The organism is Pseudacidobacterium ailaaui, from assembly GCF_000688455.1.
Classification (GTDB): Bacteria; Acidobacteriota; Terriglobia; order Terriglobales; family Acidobacteriaceae; genus Pseudacidobacterium; species Pseudacidobacterium ailaaui.
Genome location: NZ_JIAL01000001.1, coordinates 2270739 through 2296543, shown reverse-complemented (window position 1 = coordinate 2296543; position 25805 = coordinate 2270739). Strand labels below are relative to the sequence as shown.

The following is a 25805-nucleotide window of genomic DNA, read 5'->3' as shown; positions in this document are numbered from 1 at the left end:
ATGCTTCAGAAACTCCGGCCCCTCTTCCCTTATCTCCGCCGTTACCGCAGAGGCTTCTTCTGGGGAGGGGTCTCTGTGGTCCTCAGCAACCTTATCTGGATCTTCTTCCCCCAGATCATCCGTATCGCCATTGATGACCTCAATCAGGGCGTCACGGAAAGAAAAATCTGGCTCTACGCCGGCCTGCTCGTCGCTGTCTCCCTTGCCAAAGGGGTCTTCCTGTATCTCACCCGCTGGATCATCATCGGCCTCTCGCGGGACATCGAATTTGACCTGCGCAACGACCTCTTCCTGCAGCTGGAAAAGCAGCCGGCCGCATGGTACCAGCAGCACCGCACCGGCGACATCATGGCGCGCATGACCAATGATCTGAACGCCGTCCGTATGCTCTTAGGACCGGCCATCATGTACAGCGCCAATACACTGCTCTTCTCCCTGGGGGCACTCTACTTCCTGCTCAAGATCAGCCCCTTCCTCACCCTGGTGGCCCTGGTCCCCCTTCCCCTGGCCAGCGTCCTGGTGCAGACCATGGGACGCAGGATTCACGAACGCTTCGAGCGCATCCAGGCCATGTATTCGGACATCTCCGCCCAGGCCCAGGAAAACTTCTCCGGCGCGCGCCTGGTCCGCGCTTTTGCCCAGGAAGAGGCCCAGATCGCTGCCTTTGAAAAATCCAACCAGGAATACATCCGTCGCGCCCTGCGCCTGGTCCAGCTCATGGGTATGCTCTGGCCTACCCTGGAGTTCATTCTCGGCCTCGCCCTGGCCATCACTCTGCTCGTCGGCGGACACGAAGTCCTCTCCCACCGCATCAGCGTCGGCGACTTCGTCGCCTTCAACACCTATATGCTCATGCTCACCTGGCCCATCATCGCCCTCGGATGGGTCGTCAACCTGGTCCAGCGCGGTACCGCTTCGGTCGCCCGTATTGATGCATTACTGAAGGCCAAACCCGCCATCGACGACCGCACCGCCGACCCCTCCGTTCCGCCCAATCATAGGCTGCGCGGTGAGATCGAGTTCCGGGACCTCAGCTTTTCCTACTCCAACCAAGAGGGCCGCCCCGTTGAGGTACTGCACAACATCTCGCTCCGCGTCCCGGCCGGCACCAGCCTGGCACTGGTTGGCCCCACCGGGTCGGGAAAAACGACCCTGGTCCAGCTCATCGCCCGCGTCTATGATGCGCCCCCAGGGACCCTCTTCATTGACGGTCGGCCCATCGGCGACTATCCGCTCGACGTTCTGCGCGCCAGCATCGGCTTCGTTCCTCAGGAGACCTTTCTCTTCAGCGAAACCATTCAGGAAAACATCGCCTTCGGCGCGCCTCAGGCCGATCTCGACCAGGTCCTCCGCGCTGCGGAAGCCGCCCATATCCGCCGCGAGTTTGAAGAATTTCCTCGCGGATTCCAGACCATGGTCGGCGAGCGTGGCGTCACGCTCTCCGGCGGCCAAAAGCAGCGCACGGCACTGGCCCGAGCCATCCTGCGCAATCCTTCCATCCTGGTCCTCGATGATGCCCTGGCCAGCGTGGATACGTATACGGAAGAGCGCATCCTCGAAGAGCTCCACGAGCTGATGCAGGGCCGCACCACCGTCCTCATCTCCCACCGCATCTCCACCGTACGCCATGCCAGCCAGATTGCCGTGCTCGTCCACGGCCGCATTGTCGAGCTGGGCACCCACGAGGAGCTTCTGGCCCGCAACGGCCACTACGCCAGCCTCTTCCAGAAGCAGTTGCTTGAAGAAGAGCTGGCCGTCACCGGTTAAATCGTCCAGCCGGAGACCGACGTAGCTTCCGACCCAGGCCCTGAGGGCGGAGCATACATCGCACATACCTCCGGGTCCCGGGCCACCTGCTGCCAGGCCTCGCGTACATTCAGGACACAGCGTACCGCTTCGCGGAAGCGGTCGGATGAGGACAATCGCGAGCCCTCCAGACATAAGGCAAAGACGGCCGCATAGAACTCCGCCAGCGTCCTGGCCGGGCCGCCCACTTCCATGCGCAGCCGCGATTGCAGATGCATGAGAATGTCCAGCACCCGTTTGACGGCGACCCGTCGGGCCTGAACATCTCCGGCCTCTGTCGCGGCGATGGCCCGGTTCAAAAAACGGGCCATGCCATCGTAGAGAGCAACAATCAGCTCCACCGGATTACTGCCTGCCAGCGACTGCTGGTGATAATGTCTGTTCTGCATGGGGCCTAGCCCTTCTGGTTATAACCGGTAATGGCGCTGTATATCTCGTTGATCTGGTCCAGCTCCTGTGGGATGGAAGTCAGAATATAGTTGGCCTCGTTCAGCTCTGTGGTCAGTTGCGTCTTCTGCGCGCTGATCAAAGTCTCCTCATTGCTGATGTTTGTATTCAGCTCGTTCTCCGTACTGGCATCCTCCTGCAGGGCCAGATACACCAGACCATCCGGGGCCTGATTGCCAAGGTTGTTCAGCACATTGTTGAAATTGCCCCCGAACGAGGTATAGGTGACGCTTGGTTCAAAAAAGCTCACCACATCATTGAAGTTCGTATTCAGCACGCTATCAAGAGTGTCCGTGTTCAGTGACAGTGTGCCGTCATTGTTCACGCTGATGCCAAGCTGTGTGATCGAGGTAATCGCCCCATTTCCTGCCGCCTGGGTAAAAACCAGTGCCTGTTGCAGGTTTTCCTGGAGCGTGGCCAACACAGAGCTGCCAAAAAGCGGCTCGGCGTTTCCTGATGAGTCCTTCCCCTCCTGGGTATTCAGGTCGCCCACCACTTTGTTGTAGGCGCTCACAAATGTGCTCATGGCCGATTCAATCGCGCTGTTGTTGTTGGTGATGATGACCTGCACCTGCTCCCCGGCCGCTGCGCTAAGCAGCTGAAAACTCACCCCCTGGATGGCATTGGTCACGGTGTTCGACGAGCTGGTCATCTGGACCCCATCCACCGTAAGCTGCGCGTCCTGCCCGGTCTGGGACTGGGTGATTCCGATGGCCGTCGATCCATCCTGCAGACTGCTGGAGATGGAAAGATTGCCGGCAGCGCCGCTTGTCTGACTGACCAGCACCATCCGCGTGCCCGAAGAATCTGTAATGAGGTTGGCAGAGACGCCGTAGCCGCCGCCATTGATCGCGGCCGCCAGAGAAGAGAGCGTCATACCGCTTGCATCAATCGACTGTCCCCCGATGCTCAGGCTGCCGCTCAGGGTATCACTGGCGTTCGCAATCGTTCCTGTGACATAGGAGGCCGTCTGGGCCAACGACTGCACGGTGACCGTGTGGGTGCCGGCCACGGCACTCGATGCTGCCGAGGTCAGCTGCAATACGCTGGTGTCCGAACTGGAGCCCTCTTTCTGCGAAAGGACCCCGGAAAAATCCGTAAGCGACTGGAGCGCAGTCGTCAGAGAGCTGAGATCGGTCCCGATCGTGGTCAGCGCTGTGTCTTTATTCTGGAGCGTAGTCAGCTGGTTCTTCCACGGCGTCTCAATCGCCTGCATGTTCGTCACGATCTGGTTGACCGTGGACGTGACATCAAACCCGCTTCCGCCCGTAGGAGATCCAAAGGAGAGGCCAACGGTTCCCATGTCCTGGTTATCGTCGCTTGCGGGAGAAACTTGAATGGAGGAGGACACCCAGGCATCAAAGCCTTGGAAAAACTTCCTGCAATGCCTCTTCCCAGCCCGCCAGTTCCACTCCAAAGACGGCCCGCAGCTTTTCATTGCTGAGGACCGAGTTCCGTGGACGCCTGGCCGGGGTCGGATATTGCTCCGAAGGAATCGGAAGCAGCTCCGCGGAGGTGCCCGCCTGCCTGAAGATGGCACAGGCAAAGCCATACCAGGAGGTCCACCCGCCGCAGCTCATATGGTAAATTCCCGAAGGCGCATCCGACGCGCGCTTGAGTGCCGCAAGTGTCGCCCGGGAAATCTCGATGGAAGAGGTCGGTGCGCCCGTCTGGTCATCGACAATGCGCAACTGGGGCCTCTCTCTGCCCAGTCGCAGCATTGTCAGCAGAAAATTGCTGCCATGCGGACCATAGACCCAGCTCGTCCGGAAGATGAAATATCTCCCGCCGACCCTCTGGATGGCTTCTTCGCCGGCCAGCTTACTTCTGCCATAAACATTCAAGGGGCCAGTCGCGTCCGATTCCAGCCATGGACCGCTCTTTGTGCCGTCAAAAACATAATCGGTGGAATAGTGGACCAGCAGCGCCCCCAATCTTGCGGCTTCCTCGGCCAGAACCCCCGGTGCGGCCGCATTGACCATCATGGCCAGGTCTGGCTCGGATTCGGCCCGGTCCACAGCCGTATAAGCGGCCGCGTTCAGAATCACATCGGGCCGGAACTCCCGCACCAGGTCCCGCAGCTTCTCAGGCCGTGAAAGATCTGCCTGCTGACGTCCGCAGGCCAGCAGCTCTGGCGCCCCGGAAAAACTGCGGCGAAGCTCGGTGCCTACCTGTCCGCCCGCTCCCAGCAGCAGGACCTTCTGTCCAGTCATGGAAACAACTCCGCCTCACGCAAGGAGCTGCCCTGTCGGTCTTTTTCTGATACGATTGCCTGCTCGGCCGTCACTGGCCAGGGAATGGCCAGGTCTGGATCATTCCAGAGCAGCGTGCGCTCTCCGGCAGGCGAATAGTAGTCGGTCACCTTATAGGCGAAACCTGCGCTCTCCGACAAAACCACAAATCCGTGGCCAAAACCCTGCGGAATCCAGAGCATACGGTTGTTTTCCCCGGACAGCTCCACCCCAATGTGCCTCCCAAAGGTGGGCGATTTCTGCCTGAGATCGACAGCAACGTCCCAAACTGCTCCATGGGTGACGCGCACCAGTTTTCCCTGCGTGTTCTGGACTTGATAATGAATCCCGCGCACCACATATTGCTTTGACAGAGAAAAATTGTCCTGCACCCAATTGGTAGGCAGCCCCAGGGCCGCCATGGTGCGCTCATTATAGATTTCGCAGAAAGATCCCCGGGCATCACGGAAGATGCGCGGTTCGAGAATCAGCACCCCTGGCAATGCCGTCTCTATCACATTCATGGATTTTTATGCCCCGGCCGGAAAATAGGGTTCATTCAACAGCGAGATCAGATACTGCCCATATCCGCTTTTACGCACCGGATCGGCCAGCTTCATCAATTGCTCGGAGGTAATATAACCCGAGCGATAGGCGATCTCTTCCGGACAGGCCACCTTAAGACCCTGTCGCCGCTCGATCGTCTGAATAAAAAGTCCAGCCTCAAAGAGTGAATCATGGGTCCCGGTATCCAGCCAGGCCATGCCGCGGCCCATTCGTTCCACATCCAGAGTGCCCCGTTCCAGATAGCAGCGATTTAAGTCCGTGATTTCCAGCTCTCCTCGCGCGGAAGGTTTCAACCCAGAAGCCAGCCCGACCACATCATTGTCATAAAAATACAGTCCGGTCACGGCATAACGCGACTTTGGTTTTGCAGGCTTCTCCTCCAGGCTCATGGCCCGTCCGTTCGCATCAAATTCCACCACACCGTATCGCTCCGGGTCATGGACAGGGTAAGCGAAGACCGTCGCCCCAACGGTCTTTTTCGCTGCGCGTTGCAACTGCGAGGAAAGAGTCTGTCCGTAAAAGATGTTGTCCCCCAGAACCAGAGCACAAGGGTCCTGGCCAATGAAGTCCTTTCCAATGAGGAAAGCCTGCGCCAGACCATCCGGGCTGGGCTGGACGGCATAGGAAAAGCTCATTCCCCACTGTTCACCCGATCCCAGAAGGTCAGCAAAGCGCGCAGTGTCCTGCGGCGTGGAAATAATGAGAATGTTCCGGATTCCGGCCAGCATCAGCGTGCTCAGCGGGTAATAGATCATGGGCTTGTCATAAACCGGAAGCAGCTGCTTGGAAACCACATGCGTTACCGGATACAGGCGCGTTCCTGATCCTCCTGCCAGCACAATCCCTTTCATCATGCGTTTCGCCCCGCATAGTTTGTCTCAATCCACTGCAAATACGCGCCGGAACGCACATGCTCGACCCAGTCTCTGTGTTCCAGGTACCACTGGACGGTCTTGCGGATCCCCGTCTCAAATTTCTCCACCGGCGACCAGCCCAGTTCGCGTCTGATTTTCTCCGCATTGATGGCATAGCGGCGATCATGACCGGGACGGTCCGGAACAAAGGTCATCAGATTCCGGCGGCTGCCAATCTTCTGGTCTGGAGACAGTTCATCCAGCAGGTCGCAGATTGTAGCCACGACTTCAAGATTGGTCCGCTCGCTCGACCCGCCTATGTTATAGGTCTCTCCCGGCCTTCCGCCTTCGAGCACCGCGCGGATGGCCGAGCAGTGGTCTTCGACAAAGAGCCAGTCCCGTACATTCCGGCCATCGCCGTAAACAGGCAAGGGTTTGCCCTCCAGTCCATTCAGAATCATCAGCGGGATCAGCTTTTCCGGAAACTGGAATGGCCCATAGTTGTTCGAGCAGTTCGTGGTAAGCACAGGCAGCCCGTAGGTGTGAAAATATGCGCGAACCAGATGGTCCGAGGCCGCCTTGGACGCAGCATAAGGGCTATTGGGAGCATAAGGCGTATCTTCCGTAAACGCTGGGTCCTCGGGCGTCAGGGACCCATACACTTCGTCCGTGGAAACATGCAGAAAACGGAAGGTCTTTTTTTGCTCTTCGCCCAGCGCTGAAAAATAGGAGCGCGCTGCCTGCAATAGAGCAAATGTCCCGAAGACATTGGTCCGGATAAACGCATCAGGAGACACGATCGAGCGGTCTACATGACTTTCGGCTGCAAAATGAACAATGGCCTGGGGCCGATACTCTTGCAGAAGTGCAGCCACGAGTTTTTCATCCGAGATGTCTCCGTGAACAAAAATGTGGCGCGCGTCGCCTTCAAGAGAGCGGAGGTTTTCGAGGTTCCCTGCATAGGTAAGGCCGTCAAGATTGAGGACCGGGGTGCCAATGTGCCGAAGCCATTCCAGCACAAAATTGGAGCCAATAAAGCCTGCCCCGCCAGTTACCAGGATCGGACCGTAGTGGTCGCTGCCCATGCGCATCGTCATCCAAATCAGGGTAAACCATAAATTGGCGACAGCAGCAAAGAGAAACGCCCTACCGATAGCTTCTCTGGTAGGTCCTGGTCATGCGGTCGTGCCACCCCAGCCGGTCCTCATCAAAAAAACACCACAGGAAACCCAACCCCATCGGCAGAACGGAGAGCAGAAGCGCCCCCACGCGATTGCGCATCATTCTGCGTGTGGGATTCTCGTCGTCAAAGGTGCAGAGAGCAATTTTTGCATACCGCATTCCCGGCGTGGCGTCAGAATAAGCAAAAAAGAGCCACTGATACAGCACAAACAACGTCGCCAGAGCCACACCTGCTCCGGCGATTGCGGGCTTCCCCGTTGGTGGATGGGCAGTACAGGCCACGAAAACCAGCACAAAGACAAAGAACGCTGCCATGACCAGGGCCAAGTCTACAATTCCTGCCATCAGGCGGTCTTCGAGGGATGCCACTTGAAGTGGCAGATCAAAAAGATGGTCATAGTTCACCGGAGCAGCCGTTTCGCTTGCTTGCCTGTTCTCCTGTGGTTCTGGATCCAGGCGGATGGAGTGCCATTCAGGAAGCACTGGTTCGACGGCTGGTTCTTTGGAGATACTTTCTGGCTCCACCTCAAAAATGCGCAGTTGCGGCCCTTCCGGGTTCGGGTCCGCCTCACGCAGGGGCCCTTCCGCGAGACGGGGCCGCGCCTTTCGAGGAGCAATCAATTCCCGGGGAAATTCGATCAATTTGGCTGGCAAAGGCTGAGGTGGTGTGATGGCGACTTCCTCAAGCGGGTCTGTTACCTCAGCGAGTGCCATTTGCGGATGGGACGCCGCTGTTTCAACGTGGTCCTGTCCGGAAGCTTCCTCCCGCTCCTCCATGCCAGCCAGGGCTGCCTGGGTGACGGCATGGGCCTGGGCCGCAGCTTCAGCCGCCGCTTCAGCGGCACGCGCGGCGGCAGCCTGCGCCGCCAGAAGCTCCTGATACGAAGGGGCCTTCGCGTAACGCTCCGCCACACGCGCCGCGACATTTCGCCGGCCGCCAGCGGCTTCAGGCGTTAAATCCAGACCGGGAAGGGAAGCCTGGGTTTCCGGTACACGGGTGCGCCGCGTTCGGTGCGCAGCCAGACGGGCATTGATCTCATCTTTCCAATTCGCGGCAGAGGCAGATGAAAGACTAGAAGTCGAAGTGCTCAATGGAGTTCCCCGTTCAAAGTGAATGACCGTTTCTGTTGGAAAGCGGGAGGCCTCGCGGAGACACACAACCTGTCTCCAGCTATACACAAGCTGGAGCGGCGAAATCGGGTTGTTGAAAGCCAGAGCAGCGCGCTTCTCCTTGTGAAGAGCAGATCGGAAGCCTGTTATGCTGAAATTTCCAGATCGCCCCTCGTGATGAGAGCCCGCATCTTTTTGTGTATCACGCTGCTGTTTCTCTGTCATCCGCCTCTTTGGCCGCAGACAGTGACAAAGCAGTTTCCCCCCGCATCTCAGTTGCCGGACGCTCCGAGTGTTCCGGTGGCACGGGTCATTCCGGCGCCCCAGGGTGGGGTGCCTGTAGAGATTCGCGCTGTCTCGCAGCGGGAAAAGGACAATATCTACACACTCGAAGGCAATGTGGTCATCCATTATCGGGACTACGTCATTCAGGCCGACAAAATCATCTATAACCGGGACACGGGAGAGGTCGTTGCAGATGGCCATCTGACCCTGGACAGCAGTCGGGATGACCTGCATCTTACGGCCACCCACGGTGAAATGAATCTGGATGAAGACACAGGGCGTTTTTATGACGTAATCGGGACCATCGGGACCGGTACAAACCGGACGATGCAACGCAACAAGAAGGTGTTCACTTCACCCAATCCTTTTGCCGTTACAGGACGGGAATTGATACAGCTGGGCCAGGGAAACTATAAACTCATTGACGGCACTATGACCTCCTGCCGCCTGCCGCAGCCGGACTGGCGGTTGCTGGCCAAAGAAATCAATGTAAATGATAATCAGGCGGCGGCCCGAAACACGATTTTCCAGCTATGGCATGTCCCTCTGCTTTATTTGCCTTATGCCACCCATGCGGTCAGTGAAGAGGATCGCACTACGGGCATTCTCCTGCCCATCGCCGGCAACAGCACAACAAAAGGCTTCATTTTTGGGGAAGAGATTTATTTTGCGTTAAGCCGCAATTCGGACCTCACCATCGGCACAGAATATTTTTCGAAACGCGGCTTTTCACCCATGGGGCTCTTTCGGTATCGCGGATTCGGTGAGAATTTTCTGAATGTGCGTTTTCATGCTCTCTTCGACCGTGGCCTCGCACCAGACAACATCAACCAGGGCGGCACAGACCTAATGGTGGATGGACGTCGCGACTGGGGAAGTCATACACGAGGCATTGTGGATGCTGAATACCTCAGCTCCTACATCTATCGACAGGCCTTTGAGGAAAACTACGCTACAGCGATTGACTCAGAGGTGAAATCACAGATCTTTGGCGTACATTCCCTCGGGGGATTCTCACAAAATCTGCGTTTTGATCGCTATCAGAGCTTCCAGAACACCGCAACGAATGCGGAAATCAGGATCCTGCACCTTCCGGAACTGCAAATGGAGGCTGAAGACCATTATCTGGGCGATACTGCGCTGATGTGGGGAGGGACCGCATCGGTAGCTGCTCTTTCGCGCTCCGAACCCTCCAATAGTCTGAACACTGCCACATTCCATGCCTATTTTGTGCCCCGCGTGGACCTCTATCCACACATTGCTCTCCCCTTTCAGCTTGGCGAGTGGACTTTCCGGCCCGAAGCTGCTGTCCGCGAGACATTCTATGGAAAGAGCCAGACGCCGGCCCCCCTGGGCACTGTCCCTTCACTACGCGACGCTAGTGTGAACCGAAAAGATCTGGAAGCAGGCATCGACATTCATCCTCCCGCCCTGGAGCGCGATTTCACAGCGCCATGGCTGGTGCGCCTCTTTGGAGGCAGCCTGCGTCACTCCATTGAGCCGGATTTTCAGTATCACTATGTTGCTGGCATTGGAAATTTTGATTCGATCCTGCGCTTTGATGATGTGGACATTGCCAGCGATACGAATGAACTTGATTACTCGCTGACCCAGCGGCTTTTCCTGCGCCATCTCCGGCCTCATCCCTGCAAGGGTGACGAAGCACTCGGACCTGACGAACTGTGCGGAGGCGGAACAGAAGACTGGATCTCCTGGCAGCTGGCGCAGAAATATTTCCTGAACAATACTTTTGGCGGAGCAGTCACCAATGGAACGAGGAACGTACTGGCCCCCACGCTCGATCTGACCGGGATCGCCTTTCTCACCGGACCGCGCACATTTTCGCCCATCATATCGCGGCTCAGGATGCGGACAACATCCGCTACAGACCTTGAATGGGACATGGATTACGATCCGCGGCTGGGCCGCATGACCGCCAGCAATGTGTATGCGGGCTACAAAGTGGGAGACTACAGCTTCAACCTGGGCGAATTTCATCTGAATGCCCCAGAAGCGCCCGCCACTGTAGGCCAGGGCACGCAAGCCACAAATATTATCTCTAACTATAATCAGCTGCGCCTTACGGCGAGCTATGGCTCTTCCACAAAAGGAGGGCTGAGCGCTGGAGGTACGCTGGGCTATGATTTCGTACAGAACCAGTTGCAATATGGAGCAATCCAGAGCTCCTGGAACTGGGACTGCTGTGGCCTGAGTCTGGAAGTCCGCCGATACTCTCTCGGCGCAGTACGCGATGATACACAGTATCTCTACAGCTTTACGCTGGCCGGGGTGGGTTCTGCGGGAAGTTTAAGAAGAGCTGTGCGTATTTTTTAGTCTTGCAGCGCAAATATCAAAGGGCCGGTTCACATGATCGATGGATAGAGCGTATTGGGAATATATCTATGGCACACATAAGGCAGATGAGGTCAGCTGGTACCGTTCTCATCTTGAAACTTCACTTAAGCTGATTGAAAACACGGGGCTCAAACGAAGCGCCTGCATCCTTGATGTGGGTGGAGGGGCCTCGACGCTAGCTGATGACTTATTGGCGCGCGGCTACGAGAATATTTCCGTCCTGGATATTTCAGAAACCGCACTCTCCCTTGCGAAGGAGCGATTACAAAGCCGTGCCGATCAGATTCACTGGATTGCTGCTGACATCACCTCAATCAGCCTTCCCAAACATAAGTATGACTTATGGCACGACCGCGCTGTCTTCCATTTTTTGACAAAAGCAAAACAACGGAGCCTCTATCTTCATCAAGTACAGGAAGCGCTGAGACCTGGTGGTCACATCATATTGGCCACCTTTGCTTTCAACGGTCCGGAAAAATGTAGTGGACTGGAGGTCCTCCGTTATAGTGCTGAAACGCTCATGCGGGAGCTAGGTGAGGATTTCCAATTGAGGGAAAGTGTGGAGGAAAACCATATAACTCCTTTGGGAAAGCCGCAGCCCTTTCTTTATTGCCGCCTTCAATTTGCCCCGCGGATGAGATAATCAGAGAACAGATTTCTCCCCTTTGGGAAAGGTGGTTTTCTTGCTTCGAACCCGCTTCCTTTTTGGCTGCCTCGCTTTCCTTCTGGCAGCAGGCTGCAAGGCCCAGGACACCCCTAACAATCCGAAAGTGGACCGCCGTATTGAAATTCTGGTGCGTTCCCAGTTGAATGTTCCACAGGACTGGAAGGTCAGCGTGGGGCCACGTTCTAAGAGTGACATTCCGGGCTTCGATGCCATTCCCATTACCTTTTCTTCTACCAGTGATCCGTCAAAGCAGCAGACCCTGAATTTTCTGCTTTCCAAAGACGGCAATACCCTGGCGCGACTCTCCAAATGGGACCTGAGCAAGAACCCTGCCGATCTGATTTCTATCGCCAACCGCCCTGTGCGTGGAAACCCTGACGCCAAGGTGACCATCATCAACTTTGACGATCTGGAATGCCCCTACTGTGCACGTATGCACGCGCAGCTCTTTCCGGACACGATGGACCACTATAAGGGGTTGGTTCGCGTCATCTATAAAGACTTTCCTCTGGTTGAGATCCATCCCTGGGCGCTCCATGCGGCGGTGGACGCGAACTGTCTGGCAGCGCAAAGTCCCACGGCGTACTGGAGCTATGTGGATTATCTGCATACCCATGGGGAAGACATCAGCGGGCCCCAGCGCGATCCCGCCAAGTCTGCTGCCACACTGGACAAGCTGGCACGGGACGAAGGCCAGCGCAGCAAACTGGATTCGGGTAAACTCGATGCGTGCCTTGCCAAACAAGATGATTCCGTTGTGCGCGCTTCCATGAAGGAAGGCGACGCGCTGGGCGTGGATGGCACACCCACGCTCTTCATCAACGGTGAACGGCTCTCCGGTGCATTACCCGAAGAGCAGCTCTGGATGGCGATTGACCGGGCACTGGCCGCGGAGGGAGTGACCCCGCCACCGGCCGGAAAACCAGAAGTACCCGCCGCCGATAAGGGCCAGGGGAAATGAATGATACATTCAGAATTTGTGGGTTACATCGGAACTGTCCCAGGGAGATAAGCGTTGCTACGTGCATTGATCATTCCTCATAAGTCCTCGGCTTTGATTCCTCGCCTGCACCAGATGGCAGCGGTCGGCATCGCTTCCCTGGCCATTGCCGCAGCATGGGGATGCCATCGCGCGCATGGACCGGACGTGGTTGCCACTGTGAACGGCAAACCCATCATGCGCGCTGAGGTGGAACAGCTCTACCAGAACAACCTTGGCGACTCCCAACAGCAGCCGTCAAAAGAACAGGCTGACATTGTCCGCCTGAACATTATCCGTCAGTTGATTGACGAGGAAATCCTGATGCAGCGCGCGGCCAAGCTGAACCTAACGGCGACCGACGAAGAGGTGGACAATCAGTTAAATGAGCTGAAAGCTCCCTTTACCCAGGAAGAATTCAATCGCCGGCTGGCAGAAAAGCACCTGACGCTGGAGGACCTGAAACGCCAGATCCGCCGCTCGAAGACCGAAGACAAACTTCTGAACAAGGAAATCAATTCCAAAATCAACATAACAGACGCTGATATCTCCAGTTACTACAATGCGCACAAGTCAGAGTTCAATCTGATTGAGCCGATGTACCATCTGGCGCAGATTATCGTCACCTCTCAACCTCTTCCACAACAGCAGCAGACGGCCAACCTGCAAAACAGCAAAGCCACAAATGATGCTGAGGCCAGGAAAAAAATTGAGATGCTGCACAACCGCCTGGAAAGCGGCGAGGACTTCGGGCTTCTAGCGCAGAACTTCTCGGAACGCCCGGATACGGCATCCAACGGCGGGGACATGGGTTTTGTCTCTGAATCTCAACTCCACAGCAGCCCGGAAGTATATGCTGCGATTGCAAAAATCAAACCTGGGCAAATTACTGAAGTATTGCCCGTGTATGACGCCCAACATAAAGTGGTCGGCTATGCCATCTACAAATTGCTGGACAAAGAAGCAGCAGGCCAGCGAGAGCTGAATGATCCCCGGGTGCAACAGAGTATCCGCAGCCAGTTGCGTGATGCCCGTTCCCAGTTGTTGCGGAATGCGTATCTGGAGATGTTGCGCGACCAGGCCAGGGTGGAGAATTTCTTCGCCGAAGAAATCTTCAAAAATGGTGCGCAGTAGACGCCCGGATTCGGTCAGCAGCCATTGACTCGCAGCCCTCGGATTTGCTTCCTGAAGGCCGCGGAAGCCTGGCCATGAAAGGGTTGTAGCCAGCAAGAAAACTAAGGACGCTTATGGTCCGCTATGGGATCCTCGGCTTTGGACACCACGCCGTCAAAAGGCTGGTTCCCGCTTTTGCAGGAAGGCACCTCACCGGAATCTGGCGGCGTGACTTGGCAAAGGCCAGCGCCAACGCGCGCGAATTTCACATTCCTCATGTTTTCAGTACTCCGGAAGACCTCTGCGCCTCGCCGGAGATCGATGCAGTTTTTATCGCATCGCCGGACGCACTGCATTTGCCACATGTTCTGCTGGCTGCGCAGCATGGCAAACATATTCTTTGCGAAAAACCTCTGGCCATGAATGCTGCGGAAGCCGAGCAAATGCTCTTTGCCACACGGGCGGCAGGCGTAGTCTTTGGAGTTGCGCAGAACATGCGCTACAACGCCAGTGTTCAGCTTATCCGTGAATGGATTGCTGAAGGACGCATCGGCGCCCCCGCGCTGTTACATTCGCAATTCTGCTATGAAGCAGAGCGAAGCCCACGGACCTGGATTTATGACCCGAAACTGGCTCTAGGCGGCCCGATCGGTGACGTTGCCATCCATTGCCTCGATGCCCTGCGGTTTCTACTGGCTACCGATATCACCCGCGTGAGCACGCTGGCACGGAGAGACGCCCGGTCAGGTGAGGTTGAATCACACGCGGTCTTGGCCGTTTCCTTCGGGAACGGGGCGATTGGATCGGTTTCCGTTACCACACGGGCTGCTTATCGCAGCCTGATTGAAGTTTCCGGCCAATCCGGTGTGATTGTTTGTGAAAACGCCATGACTGTGGACCATCCAGTGGATGTGGTCCTTTATCGAAACGGAAAAGTTGCGGCCCACCAGCGTGTCTCCAACGCCGATGCCTACAGCCGCATGATCGATAGTTTTTCCGCCGCGATTGAAGGACGTGGCAAGTATCTGGCGCCGGGAGAAGACGGCCTCCATAACCAACGTGTGCTGGATATGGCCTACCAAAGCTGGCGAACCGGCACGGCGCAAGATCTTTAAGGCCCAAGTCTGGCCTGCCCAGACTAATGACCATCCATCGCATTCCAGTCGGGAGGCTCCTGTCCGAGCAAGTTATGAACAAAAAAGTCTTCCAACGCGCGCTGGCCGTATTCGCCGCCTGCGCCGTGGCCCCCTCCCGGAACGTCAAGCAGACTGAAGGTCTTCTTCGCTTTGATGAGCGCATTGACCACCTGGAATGTAGACGAGGGATCCACGTTCTTGTCCATTTCCCCTACAATTAGCAAGAGTTTCCCCTTCAGCCGCCAAGCGTTGTCTACATCCGATGATGCAGCATATTGCGGTCCGACCGGCCAGCCCATCCATTGCTCGTTCCACCAGATTTTGTCCATGCGGTTGTCGTAGCATCCACTGTTGGCGACAGCTACCTTGTAAAACTCAGGATGAAAAAGAAGCGCGCCCAGGGCACTCTGTCCGCCTGCGGAGGTGCCGAAGATACCCACACGCGAAATATCATACCATGGGTATCTGGCCGCCACTGCTTTGTGCCACAGGATACGGTCCTCGAAGCCAGCATCCTTCAGATTCTGCCACGCCACATCGTGAAATGCCTTTGAGCGGTTGTTCGTTCCCATTCCGTCAATCTGAACGACGACGAAGCCAAGCTCCGTTAACGGCTGCGCCCATAGCCCGAATGATTTCGGCACAAAGGAACCTTGCGGTCCGGCATAGATGGACTCGACCACAGGATATTTCTTGTGCGGATCAAAATTCGCAGGCCGGTAAATCACGCCCCAGATATCTGTTTTGCCGTCGCGCCCCTTTGCCGTAAAGACTTCCGGCGGGTGCCAACCGGCATCGAGCAGCTTATGAATATCGCCCTGCTCGACCGTCATCAGGGTCTTATTGTCTTCCGTGCGCCGCAATTCCATCACAGGAGCCAGATCAATCCGCGACCAAGTGACGACGTAATATTTTCCGTCCGGTGAAAAGACCACGCGATGATCTGCGTCTTCTTTTGAAAGTGGTGTCAGGCCAGTCCCATCAAAGTTGATACGGTATGGGTGCATATAATAAGGGTCTTTGCCCGGTTCCATGCCACTGGCTTCAAACCAGATCATGCGCTTTTCCGGGTCTACATCATCAATCGCGCGAACAACCCAGTCTCCTCTTGTAATCTGGTTCTTTACCTTGCCGGTCACCCCGTCATACAGGTAAAGGTGCTCCCATCCATCGCGTTCCGATGCCCAGAGCACTTCCTTTCCATCGTGAATATCGATGCGGACCCGCTTACCCGTGTCAAACTGGTCGGGAACCAGGGGCCGGTAATCAATGAACGTCTTGCTGGTTTCCTCAATCAGCGTTCGCGCTGCGCCAGTCGCAGCATTGACTTCAATCACGCGATATACCTGATGTCCGCGCTGGTTATACTCAAAAGTAAAGCCGCGGCCGTCCTTCCACCATTCTGCCGGAGACAACTCGTAAGGATTAGGAAAGAGCGCGTTGTCGATGGAAATCGCATCTTTCCGCTGCACATCAAAGAGCACCGGCTGGGGCAGAGCGAGCACATCTCCGGCCTTAGGGTAGACCATGGAAGAATACTTCGGCTGAAGCTGGTCTGAGGGTGATGATTCGATATAGTGCACCTCGCGCTTGTATCCAGGACGGACACGGTAAGCCACCAGATGCCGCGAGTCCGGCGACCAAACCACTGTACTGAGTGCGTAGTAATTGTCCTCAGAGCCGTCCCAGCTCAGCGCGGTTTTCTCCGACTTGCCTTTCGGGCGTACATAGACATTGTAATTTTCGATAAAAGCTTCGAGCTTGCCATCGGGTGATGGAACAGTTTCAGTCTCGCTGTTTACGGCTTTAGGAGTATCATCATAGCCGCCATCGTCATCCTCCGGTTCCGGCGGTCCAGCCTTATCGCACGTATACTTCACCACATCACAACGCCAACGCTGGCGGTCTATTCTGAACCGGATGACGCTCTGGTTCTCGGCATACTCAAACCGCGAGAACGGCAACGTAACCGCTGAGTACTTTTCTCCGCTCGCCGAAGAGAGGGCCGCTGCCAGCTTTTCATGATCAAATGCCGGTCGTTTGGCCAGCGAACTGGCATCCACCAGGACAAAGGCGTGTCCACCCTCAACGGTTTTGCGGTACCAGAAGCTGTCTGTCTTCTCGATCCAGTGCGGCTCCTCAGGAAGATTCAGCGCAAGCCCCTTATATTTGTCGCGCAGATGGTTGGCGCGCTCGTAATCAGCAACTGTAACCTGTCCATGCAAGCATGACGTAAAGTACAAGCCCGCAGCAAAGATGCACAATTTCCTGAGCATGGAATTCCCTCGTGAACCGTACTGGCGCTAAGTATACATCTTTGTATACAACTCCAACAGACAAATCGATGGGTGATGCTGTATTGTTTCTACGAGGTCTGACCACAAGGAGAACGTACCCGATGCAGAAACCCCGCCGTGATTTTCTGAAATATGCAACCGTCGGAGCCGCCGGCGCCTTTGCCCCTCTGGGCATTGGAGCGCAGACAACAGTCTCTGCTCCACCAGCGCATGGAAGCATTTACGATGTGCGCGCCTTTGGCGCAACTGGCGACGGCAAGTCGATCGACTCCTCGGCCATCAACAAAGCCATCGAAGCGGCGGCCAATGCGGGAGGCGGCACGGTTCTGTTTCCTGCCGGCACATATCATTCTTTTTCCATTCGCCTGAAGAGCAATGTTGCTTTGTACCTGTCACAGGGCGCCACGATTCTTGCTGCGGAAACGCCTGCGACGGGAAATGAGGGCTATGATCCTGCAGAATCCAATGCGCCATGGGAAAGCTATCAGGATTACGGACATAATCACTGGCACAACAGCCTGATCTGGGGTGAGGACCTACACGATGTGACCATTTGCGGCCCAGGCCTGATTTATGGAAAAGGCCTCAGCCGCGGATGGGCGAATGAGCAGCCACTGGCGGAAAACCCGCGCGTAGGCAATAAAGCGATCGCCCTAAAGAACTGTCGCAATGTCATTCTGCGTGACTTTTCAATTCTGAAAGGCGGCCATTTTGGCATCCTTGCGACTGGCGTAGACAATTTTACGATTGACAATCTGAAGATCGACACGAACCGCGACGGGATGGACATTGATTGCTGCAAGAACGTCCGTGTCTCAAATTGCAGCGTCAATTCGCCTTGGGACGATGGTATTTGCCCGAAAAGCTCTTTTGCACTCGGCTACGCACGCGCCACAGAAAACCTGACGATTACGAATTGTTATGTCACTGGTACATATGAGCTCGGCACTTTGCTGGACGGGACCTTCAAGAAATTTCCCCCCGGTCAGCGAGTCCCTCGTACCGGGCGGATCAAGTGCGGCACAGAATCAAACGGCGGCTTCAAAAACATCACCATCTCGAATTGTGTCTTTGAAGGGTGCGGCGGATTTGCGCTTGAGAGCGTGGATGGGGCCCTGCTTGAAGATATTGCAATTACCAACATCACCATGCGCGACATCATGAATACGCCCATCTTTGTGCGTCTGGGCAGCCGGATGAGAGGACCACAGGGTGTGCCGGTGGGTGATGCGCGCCGTATCCTGTTCAGTAACATTGTCAGTTACAATTCTGCCTCACACCAGGCTGTGCTGATTAGCGGGATTCCCGGCCATCCGGTCGAAGAGATCCGGTTTAACAATCTTTACCTGCATCACCAGGGCGGCGGGGACGCGCAAGCAGCGAACCTTCAGGTGCCGGAAAAAGAGGACGCCTATCCTGACCCGCACATGTTTGGACCCCTGCCCGCTCACGGCTTTTATTTGCGCCACGTAAAGAATGTCGAGTTGACGGATGTGGAAATTGCCTCGGCCGCTCCGGACCTCCGTCCTGCCTTTGTGCTTGAAGATGTTCATGAAGCAGACTTCTTCCGCATCAAGGTCCCGAAAGACAGCCATGGCCCCATCTTCCGCTTAAAAGAGGTCTCGGATTTCCGGGTCTTTGGCAGTTCCAGAATCAGAGACAAGAGCGTGGATTCTACCCACTCGGAAGAATTTTGACCGAGCAGGTCCTCTGCAACCAGCTAGAACGGGAAGTCAATCCCTCTTGCTGCATGAGGCCCATTCCCCTGTTAATCTAAGGATTAGGCCAATTCACAGCAAATGAGTACATTGAAAGCCGTTCGCGGCACACGGGACCTTCTGCCGCCGGAAACTGGACTGTGGAACTTCGTTGAAGAAACGGCGCGGCGCGTCTTTGCCCGCTATAACTTCTGGGAGATCCGCACGCCCATTTTTGAGGAGACGCAGCTCTTTACGCGGGGCGTCGGAGAAGAAACTGACATCGTCTCCAAGGAGATGTACACGTGGGAAGACCGTGCGCGGGCACAGTCGGAAAAGTCGCAGTCTCTGACGTTGCGGCCTGAAAATACAGCCGGCGTGGTCCGCGCATATATCGAGCACAAGCTTGGCGAGACAGGACTGCTGCAAAAGCTCTACTATATTGGGCCGCAGTTTCGCAGAGAGCGCCCACAGAAGGGTCGCTATCGGCAGTTCTACCAGATTGGCGCTGAAGTGATCGGACCTCCCAGTGCGGGGTCTGAATCACCCTTGCGCGATGCCGAAGTGCTGGAGATGCTGGCCACGTTGCTCGATGAACTTGGCATTCACGGATGGAAGCTGGTGCTCAATTCGGTAGGTTCGTCAAGCGACCGCCCCCGGTATGTGGCGGCATTGCGCGAGGCACTCCAGGACAAGGCCCTGCAGATGTGTGTGGACTGCCAGCGACGCGCGGAAACAAACCCACTGCGCGTACTCGACTGCAAGGTCCCGGAGGACCAGCCGATCATCGAATCGCTGCCGAAGATTGCAGATTACCTGGATGAAGATTCCAGGGCGCACTTTGCGGCGGTCTGCGCGGCACTCGATGCCTGCGGCGTGAAGTATGAAGTGAATCCGAGACTGGTACGCGGGCTGGACTACTACACGCGCACGACGTTTGAGTTCACGCATGGCGGTCTGGGCGCACAGAACGCGCTGCTTGGTGGCGGACGCTATGACGGTTTGTCGGAAGTCATTGGGGGACCGAAAGCACCGGGCATCGGTTTTGCTATGGGTGAAGACCGGTTGGTTCTGACGCTTCAGGCCCAGGCTGCCCAGCACGGCAAACTGGCGGATGCATATGTCGCCCCGGTGGGAGAAGCACAAAACGCAGCAGCGCTTGATCTTGCCCGCGAATTGCGTCGCGCAGGCCTGCAAGTAGAGCTGGGCGATGGCAGCTTTCGGGTAAAAAAGTCGTTCGAGATTGGGAACAAGCTGGCGCGAAAGATCGTGTTGCTGGGCGAGGACGAAGTGAAATCCGGTATCTTGACGGTAAAGGATTTTGCAAAGGGTGAGCAGGTGAAGGTGGCCCGGGCGGAGCTGGTAACAGTTTTGCGTCAGGGCTAATCCGACGCTTGTAGTTTCGACGCTTCGGGTAGGCGAAGCAATGGGGGCCCACGATGGAACTGGCCCCCTGCAAGAACCTCGCATGCGCGCTCAGCACATTTCGCTGGCCTGAATTTGCGTAGGAATTTGCTTCTTGTTAAATAAGGATACAGACCTTGCTGGATTTTTTAGGAACACTGGAACGCACGCATACCTGCGGAGAGCTTCGCTCTGAGGACGCGGGGAAATCCGTTGTTTTGCTGGGATGGGTGAACCGCCGCCGCGACCATGGCAATCTCATCTTTCTTGATCTGCGCGACCGTTATGGCATTACTCAGGTTGTGTTTGATAAGGAGCTCGGGCCGGCTGCTCACGCGAAGGCCGAACAGGCGCGGCCGGAATATGTCGTGGCCGCCATCGGGAAAGTGCGGTTGCGCGGCAAAGACGTCATCAATCCTAAAATGGCCACCGGTGAGATTGAGGTAGTCGCCGAAGAACTGCGCCTGCTCAACGACGCCAAAGTCCCGCCGTTTTCGCCTGCCGAGGAAGCCATCAGCAACGAAGAGGTGAGGCTGAAATATCGCTATCTTGACCTGCGCCGTGCTGAGATGCAGCACAACTTTGAGGTGCGTCATAAAATCACCCTGGCTGTGCGTGAATATCTTTCACAGCAGAACTTCTTTGAGATTGAAACGCCCTTTATGACACGCTCCACACCGGAGGGAGCGCGTGATTATCTGGTGCCCAGCCGCGTGCATCCGGGAACGTTCTACGCGTTGCCGCAGTCGCCGCAATTGTTTAAGCAGATTTTGATGATCTCCGGCTTCGACCGTTATTTTCAGATCGCACGCTGCTTCCGCGATGAAGACCTGCGCGCCGACCGCCAGCCGGAGTTCACCCAGATTGATCTGGAAATGACATTTCCACAGCAGAAGACGATCTTCCGTGCGGTGGAAGGCTTTCTGAAGGCCGCCTTTGCAGCGGTTGGCATTGCATTGCCGACGCCGTTTCCGCAGATTACCTATGACGAAGCCATGCGGCAGTTTGGTATCGACAAGCCCGATCTCCGTCTGCCTGGCCTGACCGATGTGAAAGAAATCTTTTCTGAAAGCGACCTGGCAGCGCTGGCCATTGATCCCGCCTTGCCCGTAGTCGCACTGCGGATTCCTAAAGTTGGGGAGCTTTCGCGCAAAGAGCGTGACGACAACCGCCCGCTCTTCGATACGCGCAAGGGAGCGAAATATATCGATGACCTTAAACGCCTGGAAAAGTCCTTCCCGAACGCGGTTGCCAAACTGCGCGAGCTGACGAAGGCAGAGGAAGGCGATCTGCTCATCATCGTGGCCGGAGACGCAGCGACGCACATTCAGGCCAGTGATACGAAATTTGAGGGCCGGCTGTCTGAGCGCGAGATTGCTGTGTATTCGGCCGCGGGAAGCTTCCGTGTGGAGCTGGCGAAGAAATATGCCGACCGCCACGGCGCATTTGCGGTGACCGAACAGGTTGTCGCATCGCCGGAACGCAATTCCGGTATCGTGGATGGCTCTGCCGCTTTCCGCCCCATCTGGGTCACGGACTTCCCGATGTTCGAGCACGACATCGAAACCGGAAAGTGGATGCCAGCACACCATCCGTTCACGTCCCCACATGAAGAGGACATGGACCGGCTGGTTTCTGACCCTGCATCGGTGCGCGCTCGCTATTACGACCTTGCGATGAACGGGCTTGAGCTAGGCTCCGGTTCGATCCGTATTCACCGGCAGGACGTGCAGCAGCAGATCTTTCGGGCGCTTGGCATGTCCGAAGAAGAAGCGAAGGAACGCTTTGGCTTCTTTCTCGAAGCATTGCAATACGGAACTCCTCCACATGGGGGAATTGCACTTGGACTGGACCGTCTGGTGATGATCCTCGCCGGAGCATCAAGCCTGCGCGAAGTAATCGCTTTTCCCAAGACGGCCAAGGCCATTGACCTGATGGTGGATGCGCCGACTCCGGTGAGCGACGCGCAACTTAAGGAGCTGCACATCCGCACCGTACTCAGGTCTTGAAGCCGATGCACAGCAGCCGGAAGCAACGCTTCTGACTGCCTGGGCAAATGGCGCTGCCATGAAGCCCTATACTGGTTGGTGATGCCCAGTACTTTGAGACGGACCCTTTCTCGTTCTGCAGCCCTGCAGGCCCGTGCGGAAAAGTATCTTCCCGGCGGAGTTGATTCGCCGGTACGCGCCTTTCGCGCCGTTGGGGGCAATCCTCCCTTTGCCATTCGCGGGGAAGGGGCTTTTTTATGGGACGCCGACGGCAACCGTTATCTTGACTATTTCGGGTCCTGGGGACCCATGATTCTGGGCCATGCCTTTCCTCCTGTGGTTGAGGCCATTCGGGCAGCAGCAGCAAACAGCACCAGCTTTGGAGCATCCACTCCGGCGGAGGCCGACCTTGCGGAGCTGGTCACACTTGCCTTCCCTTCGATCGAGAAACTGCGTTTTGTCAACTCAGGGACCGAAGCGGCCATGTCCGCCATCCGCTTAGCGCGTGCCTATACAGGACGGAAATATATTGTTAAGTTCGAGGGCTGTTATCACGGGCATGCTGACGGGCTACTGGTCAAAGCCGGATCGGGGGTCGCCACTTTTGGTCTCCCCGGCTCTGCCGGAGTTCCTGAGGAGGTGGCGCATTTTACGCTGGCCCTGCCGTTCAATGACGTGCAGGCAGTAGAAATGGCCCTGGAGGCACATCGGGACGAGATTGCCTGCATCCTCGTGGAACCGGTGGTGGGAAATATGGGGTGCGTGCTGCCTGCGGAGGGATATCTGGAAGCGCTGCGCAGGCTCACGCAGCAGGAAGGTGTTCTGCTCATCTTTGATGAGGTCATGACAGGATTTCGTCTGGCCTTTGGCGGAGCTCAGGAGGTCTATGGCGTACGGCCAGACCTTACAGTGTTGGGAAAAATCCTCGGAGGGGGCCTGCCTTGCGCTGCATTTGGCGGGCGTAAAGAAATCATGGACCTACTGGCCCCGCTGGGCCCGGTCTATCAGGCGGGAACGCTCAGCGGGAACCCGCTGGCCATGGCTGCCGGCCTGGCCACTCTGACCCACCTGAGGACACATCGCGACAGCATCTATCCGCAGCTGGAAAGACTGGCGGCCGCAGTTGTGGACGGAGTGACCGCAGAGGCGGCAAGTGCTGGCATCCACCTGACTGCCAATCGTGCCGGGTCTATGTTTACCTGGTTCTTTACTGGCGAACCGGTAAAGGATTTTGCCTCGGCATCTACTTCCAACACGAGCACATTCGCCCGTTTTCATCGCGCCATGCTGGAAAACGGGATTTGGCTTCCTCCTTCGCAGTTTGAAGCGGCATTTCTGAGTGCGGCCCATACCATGGCAGACGTCGATGCGACAATTTCTGCAGCACGAGAGGCCTTCCGTGCCTAAAGGGTTTTCAATCAGTAGTTTGCGCCCAAGCATCCACGGTCACAAACCGAATGCCGGCGTCCCTGGCCGATCTGAGTAGCGAAGCGGTGGCCAGAACTGTGTGTCTGCGGTCCTGGCCAATACCTGCTTGTCCACCATCATGCAAAAGAAGATTCGATCCTCTGCCGCGCTTACGATTACGGCGTATGCCTTTCTGCAGGTTGGCAAGCACGGCTTCAGGCGTGGTGGGCCTCCAGTCATATCCCATTGCATTCCATAGGACCGACGTCAGTCCCAGTTCGCGCGCTGCGCGCAACACATCTGGGCGACGTGCTCCATGGGGAGGCCGAAAATAGCGGACGGGGTGACCGAGCACATCCTCCAGCGCAGCGTTGCAGGCCTTCAACTCATCCTGCACGCGCCGGTGAGACTGGAACAAGAGTACCGGATGCGTCATTGTATGGTTGCCGATAAGGTGTCCGGCCTTTTGAATGGCCCGCACTATCTCCGGACGCCGGCGCACAAAGCGGCCAATCAGAAAAAAGGTTGCGCGGACATTCTGCTCGGCCAGCAAATCGAGCAGTTGCTGAGTGTAAGGATCGTTGGGGCCATCGTCGTAGGTCAGTGCAAACTCGTGCGGGTCCGGACCGCCGATGATGGTGCGGCCAAAAATCTGCGATGTAGGCGACATGGCCGCATAAGTGTATGCTCCGGCAGCCAGAGTAACGGCCCCGGCAGTGGCAAGCGTAGCAAGCATCAGAAAAATTAGTGTAACTTGCGCGTTGAGGTGCTCTCTGCAAATATGGTATTTTCGCTTTTTATTCTATTATGCCCAGGTCCCTGAAAGATTCCCGTTTTATTGCTGTGGAAGGTCCGATACGCGTGGGCAAATCCACACTGGCAAAGCTGCTTGCAGACCAGCTGGGTACGAAGCATCTTGCGGAACCAGAAAACAATCCTTTTCTCGACCGTTTTTATCGCGGCGAACCGGGAATGGCGTTTGCTGCGCAGATGTGGTTCCTGAAAGAGCGGCATGAGCAGCTGCAAAAGGCCGGGGGAAATGCCGGGCCGGTTGTTTCCGACTACATCTTTGAAAAAGACAAAATCTTCGCTTATGTAAACCTCAGTGATGCAGAGCTTGCGCTATACAACCGCTATTATCAGCAACTACGCCAAGATGTGCCCCTGCCTGACCTTGTGATCTATCTTCAGGCCACGCCAGAGGTCCTGAAGCAGCGGCTGAAGCGCAAGGGCATTGCTGAAGAACGGGCCATCAGCGATGGATATATTGAGCAACTGGCCGCCGCTTATGAACATTTTTTCTTTCATTACACGGCCAGCGATCTGCTGGTCGTCAACACCTCAGAGATCGACTTCGTCAGGAACCCCGCCCATTTGCAGCGGCTTCTTAAGCGCATTACAGGACCGGTAAACGGAACACAGTACTTCCTGCCCACAGAAAAGCGTCCTATTTCCTGATTTTTTTGGCCAAGGCATCGGCATCAAAGCCGTCTGGCGGAAGCGGCACGTTATACGCGGCCTTGAATACATACCGCTGATTGGTTTCATCGCCGTTATGGAAACGGGTAATGGTAAATGGAGTTGGGATGCCATCAATCGTGTGGTAGTCGTCGTATTCTTCCACTTCCTCATTCTTGTCTTTGTAAAGAGGGTCGCGCCATTGGAAGGAACGTCTGAGCGGCAGGTGCGTATCGGCATCAAGCAGAATTGTTACGGAGTCATTGCTGGCTGAGATGAGTGTCACCTGGTCTGCAAGATGACGTTCAGCCAGTGTCTGGCCTTCGTATAAATACATAGTGTTCGGGTCTTTCATCCAGACCTTTACGACTGTTTCAATGGAGTGGTCGCGACGGCGGAGAAAATCATCCACCTGGTCCTGAGGCAGAGGACGCTTGCCACGATACGTAATTTCCCACCCTTGCCTGCCGTCAAAGATCTCCACTACGTCGTGCTTCTTGCTCAGATCAATCCTGTCCTGGCTGGGAAAGATGTGCCACCAGTAGAAATCTCCTATCATTCCGGTGGGCTTGCCCTGATAGAAACCAGAGGTGCGCCCTTCAATATAGCTATTCTGCAGATGGAGCCAGCGGTCTCCGCCCATCGCCTGGACCATGGCATCCAGCAGCATCTGGGCCTTCTTGGCGCCTGGGTCCTGTGATGGGGCCCCCTGAGCGTGAACAGAATTCCCCTGCAAAACCAACGCCCACACCAGGACCCCCATGCTGATGCATCGCGCCACCAGACTCCTGCAGCGGCCCTCTTTCTGATTTAGAACCATCC

At 56.2% G+C, this 25805-nt stretch carries 21 protein-coding genes; 11 read left to right on the top strand and 10 right to left on the bottom strand.

All coding sequences use genetic code 11. The annotated features are described in order from the left end of the window. The gene (locus N655_RS0110260; protein ID WP_026442920.1) at positions 1-1767 is read left to right on the top strand and encodes an ABC transporter ATP-binding protein; all 1767 of its coding nucleotides are present in this window, start codon (positions 1-3) and stop codon (positions 1765-1767) included. Here the strand turns inward: N655_RS0110260 and N655_RS18345 are convergent. From N655_RS18345 to N655_RS19880, 7 genes are read right to left on the bottom strand one after another with little or no spacing between them, the layout of a single operon-like run. Then, on the bottom strand, positions 1764-2195 hold the full coding sequence (locus N655_RS18345) for a flagellar export chaperone FliS (protein ID WP_049961373.1): 432 nt from the start codon (positions 2193-2195) through the stop codon (positions 1764-1766). The genes N655_RS0110260 and N655_RS18345 overlap by 4 nt on opposite strands. Positions 2196-2200: 5 nt before the next feature. Then, entirely contained in the window at positions 2201-3556 is a 1356-nt protein-coding gene (gene fliD / locus N655_RS0110250; RefSeq protein WP_026442919.1) for a flagellar filament capping protein FliD, read from the bottom strand. Between the two features lie 55 nt (positions 3557-3611). Further along, positions 3612-4466, bottom strand: coding sequence for a dTDP-4-dehydrorhamnose reductase (gene rfbD / locus N655_RS0110245; protein WP_044934429.1), 855 nt, complete (start codon positions 4464-4466; stop codon positions 3612-3614). Continuing rightward, complete coding sequence (gene rfbC / locus N655_RS0110240; protein WP_026442917.1) at positions 4463-5008, bottom strand: dTDP-4-dehydrorhamnose 3,5-epimerase; 546 nt, start codon at positions 5006-5008, stop codon at positions 4463-4465. Before rfbC ends, rfbD begins: the two co-directional genes overlap by 4 nt. Positions 5009-5014: 6 nt before the next feature. After that, positions 5015-5902: a glucose-1-phosphate thymidylyltransferase RfbA gene (gene rfbA, locus N655_RS0110235; RefSeq protein WP_026442916.1), complete on the bottom strand. Its 888-nt coding sequence runs from the start codon at positions 5900-5902 to the stop codon at positions 5015-5017. Continuing rightward, a complete protein-coding gene (gene rfbB / locus N655_RS0110230; RefSeq protein ID WP_238324664.1) occupies positions 5902-7002 on the bottom strand; it encodes a dTDP-glucose 4,6-dehydratase in 1101 nt (366 codons plus the stop codon). The genes rfbA and rfbB overlap by 1 nt, the downstream gene beginning before the upstream one ends. Positions 7003-7051: 49 nt before the next feature. Next, positions 7052-8422 (bottom strand): RDD family protein, encoded by a 1371-nt coding sequence (locus N655_RS19880; protein WP_049961372.1) that lies wholly within the window; start codon positions 8420-8422, stop codon positions 7052-7054. A gap of 21 nt (positions 8423-8443) precedes the next feature. Here N655_RS19880 and N655_RS0110220 point away from each other — a divergent pair, with 21 nt between their 5' ends. The 5 genes from N655_RS0110220 to N655_RS0110200 all read left to right on the top strand — a co-directional run bounded on the left by N655_RS0110220 (position 8444) and on the right by N655_RS0110200 (position 14711). Beyond that, positions 8444-10816, top strand: coding sequence for an LPS-assembly protein LptD (locus tag N655_RS0110220; protein ID WP_049961371.1), 2373 nt, complete (start codon positions 8444-8446; stop codon positions 10814-10816). Positions 10817-10856: 40 nt separating this feature from the next. After that, positions 10857-11480: a class I SAM-dependent methyltransferase gene (locus N655_RS0110215; protein WP_026442913.1), complete on the top strand. Its 624-nt coding sequence runs from the start codon at positions 10857-10859 to the stop codon at positions 11478-11480. Between the two features lie 40 nt (positions 11481-11520). Then, positions 11521-12465 (top strand): DsbA family protein, encoded by a 945-nt coding sequence (locus N655_RS18335; protein ID WP_049961532.1) that lies wholly within the window; start codon positions 11521-11523, stop codon positions 12463-12465. Between the two features lie 54 nt (positions 12466-12519). Beyond that, positions 12520-13617 (top strand): SurA N-terminal domain-containing protein, encoded by a 1098-nt coding sequence (locus N655_RS0110205; protein ID WP_238324662.1) that lies wholly within the window; start codon positions 12520-12522, stop codon positions 13615-13617. Positions 13618-13730: 113 nt separating this feature from the next. Then, positions 13731-14711 carry a Gfo/Idh/MocA family protein gene (locus tag N655_RS0110200; RefSeq protein ID WP_026442911.1) on the top strand — a complete coding sequence of 327 codons (981 nt, stop codon included), beginning with the start codon at positions 13731-13733 and terminating at the stop codon, positions 14709-14711. Between the two features lie 23 nt (positions 14712-14734). Here N655_RS0110200 and N655_RS18330 read toward each other — a convergent pair whose 3' ends face one another. Then, complete coding sequence (locus N655_RS18330) at positions 14735-17008, bottom strand: DPP IV N-terminal domain-containing protein (protein WP_044934417.1); 2274 nt, start codon at positions 17006-17008, stop codon at positions 14735-14737. Positions 17009-17130: 122 nt separating this feature from the next. Here N655_RS18330 and N655_RS18325 point away from each other — a divergent pair, with 122 nt between their 5' ends. The 4 genes from N655_RS18325 to hemL all read left to right on the top strand — a co-directional run bounded on the left by N655_RS18325 (position 17131) and on the right by hemL (position 23525). Next, the gene (locus N655_RS18325) at positions 17131-18726 is read left to right on the top strand and encodes a rhamnogalacturonidase (protein WP_044934414.1); all 1596 of its coding nucleotides are present in this window, start codon (positions 17131-17133) and stop codon (positions 18724-18726) included. 102 nt (positions 18727-18828) lie between these two features. Then, the gene (hisS, locus tag N655_RS0110185) at positions 18829-20112 is read left to right on the top strand and encodes a histidine--tRNA ligase (protein WP_026442910.1); all 1284 of its coding nucleotides are present in this window, start codon (positions 18829-18831) and stop codon (positions 20110-20112) included. Between the two features lie 155 nt (positions 20113-20267). Continuing rightward, positions 20268-22139, top strand: a complete 1872-nt coding sequence (gene aspS, locus N655_RS0110180; protein WP_026442909.1) for an aspartate--tRNA ligase — start codon at positions 20268-20270, stop codon at positions 22137-22139. Between the two features lie 93 nt (positions 22140-22232). Next, on the top strand, positions 22233-23525 hold the full coding sequence (gene hemL, locus N655_RS0110175) for a glutamate-1-semialdehyde 2,1-aminomutase (RefSeq protein ID WP_026442908.1): 1293 nt from the start codon (positions 22233-22235) through the stop codon (positions 23523-23525). A 7-nt stretch (positions 23526-23532) separates the two neighbouring features. On the opposite strand, the gene N655_RS0110170 is transcribed toward hemL, so the two are convergent. Beyond that, positions 23533-24261 (bottom strand): polysaccharide deacetylase family protein, encoded by a 729-nt coding sequence (locus N655_RS0110170; RefSeq protein ID WP_026442907.1) that lies wholly within the window; start codon positions 24259-24261, stop codon positions 23533-23535. Positions 24262-24332: 71 nt separating this feature from the next. Here N655_RS0110170 and N655_RS0110165 point away from each other — a divergent pair, with 71 nt between their 5' ends. Then, positions 24333-24983: a deoxynucleoside kinase gene (locus N655_RS0110165; RefSeq protein WP_026442906.1), complete on the top strand. Its 651-nt coding sequence runs from the start codon at positions 24333-24335 to the stop codon at positions 24981-24983. Here N655_RS0110165 and N655_RS0110160 read toward each other — a convergent pair. Beyond that, a complete protein-coding gene (locus N655_RS0110160) occupies positions 24973-25764 on the bottom strand; it encodes a hypothetical protein (protein ID WP_155987563.1) in 792 nt (263 codons plus the stop codon). The two genes, N655_RS0110165 and N655_RS0110160, sit on opposite strands and share 11 nt — an antisense overlap. Positions 25765-25805: the final 41 nt, after the last annotated feature.

Excerpts from the sequence above, each read along its gene's own strand:
- N655_RS0110260 (WP_026442920.1), top strand. The coding sequence starts at position 1 with ATGCTTCAGAAACTCCGGCCCCTCTTCCCTTATCTCCGCCGTTACCGC.
- N655_RS18345 (WP_049961373.1), bottom strand. The coding sequence starts at position 2,195 with ATGCAGAACAGACATTATCACCAGCAGTCGCTGGCAGGCAGTAATCCG.
- fliD (WP_026442919.1), bottom strand. The coding sequence starts at position 3,556 with ATGGGAACCGTTGGCCTCTCCTTTGGATCTCCTACGGGCGGAAGCGGG.
- rfbD (WP_044934429.1), bottom strand. The coding sequence starts at position 4,466 with ATGACTGGACAGAAGGTCCTGCTGCTGGGAGCGGGCGGACAGGTAGGC.
- rfbC (WP_026442917.1), bottom strand. The coding sequence starts at position 5,008 with ATGAATGTGATAGAGACGGCATTGCCAGGGGTGCTGATTCTCGAACCG.
- rfbA (WP_026442916.1), bottom strand. The coding sequence starts at position 5,902 with ATGAAAGGGATTGTGCTGGCAGGAGGATCAGGAACGCGCCTGTATCCG.
- rfbB (WP_238324664.1), bottom strand. The coding sequence starts at position 7,002 with ATGACGATGCGCATGGGCAGCGACCACTACGGTCCGATCCTGGTAACT.
- N655_RS19880 (WP_049961372.1), bottom strand. The coding sequence starts at position 8,422 with ATGACAGAGAAACAGCAGCGTGATACACAAAAAGATGCGGGCTCTCAT.
- N655_RS0110215 (WP_026442913.1), top strand. The coding sequence starts at position 10,857 with ATGGATAGAGCGTATTGGGAATATATCTATGGCACACATAAGGCAGAT.
- N655_RS0110200 (WP_026442911.1), top strand. The coding sequence starts at position 13,731 with ATGGTCCGCTATGGGATCCTCGGCTTTGGACACCACGCCGTCAAAAGG.
- N655_RS18330 (WP_044934417.1), bottom strand. The coding sequence starts at position 17,008 with ATGCTCAGGAAATTGTGCATCTTTGCTGCGGGCTTGTACTTTACGTCA.
- N655_RS18325 (WP_044934414.1), top strand. The coding sequence starts at position 17,131 with ATGCAGAAACCCCGCCGTGATTTTCTGAAATATGCAACCGTCGGAGCC.
- hisS (WP_026442910.1), top strand. The coding sequence starts at position 18,829 with ATGAGTACATTGAAAGCCGTTCGCGGCACACGGGACCTTCTGCCGCCG.
- N655_RS0110170 (WP_026442907.1), bottom strand. The coding sequence starts at position 24,261 with ATGCTTGCTACGCTTGCCACTGCCGGGGCCGTTACTCTGGCTGCCGGA.
- N655_RS0110165 (WP_026442906.1), top strand. The coding sequence starts at position 24,333 with ATGCCCAGGTCCCTGAAAGATTCCCGTTTTATTGCTGTGGAAGGTCCG.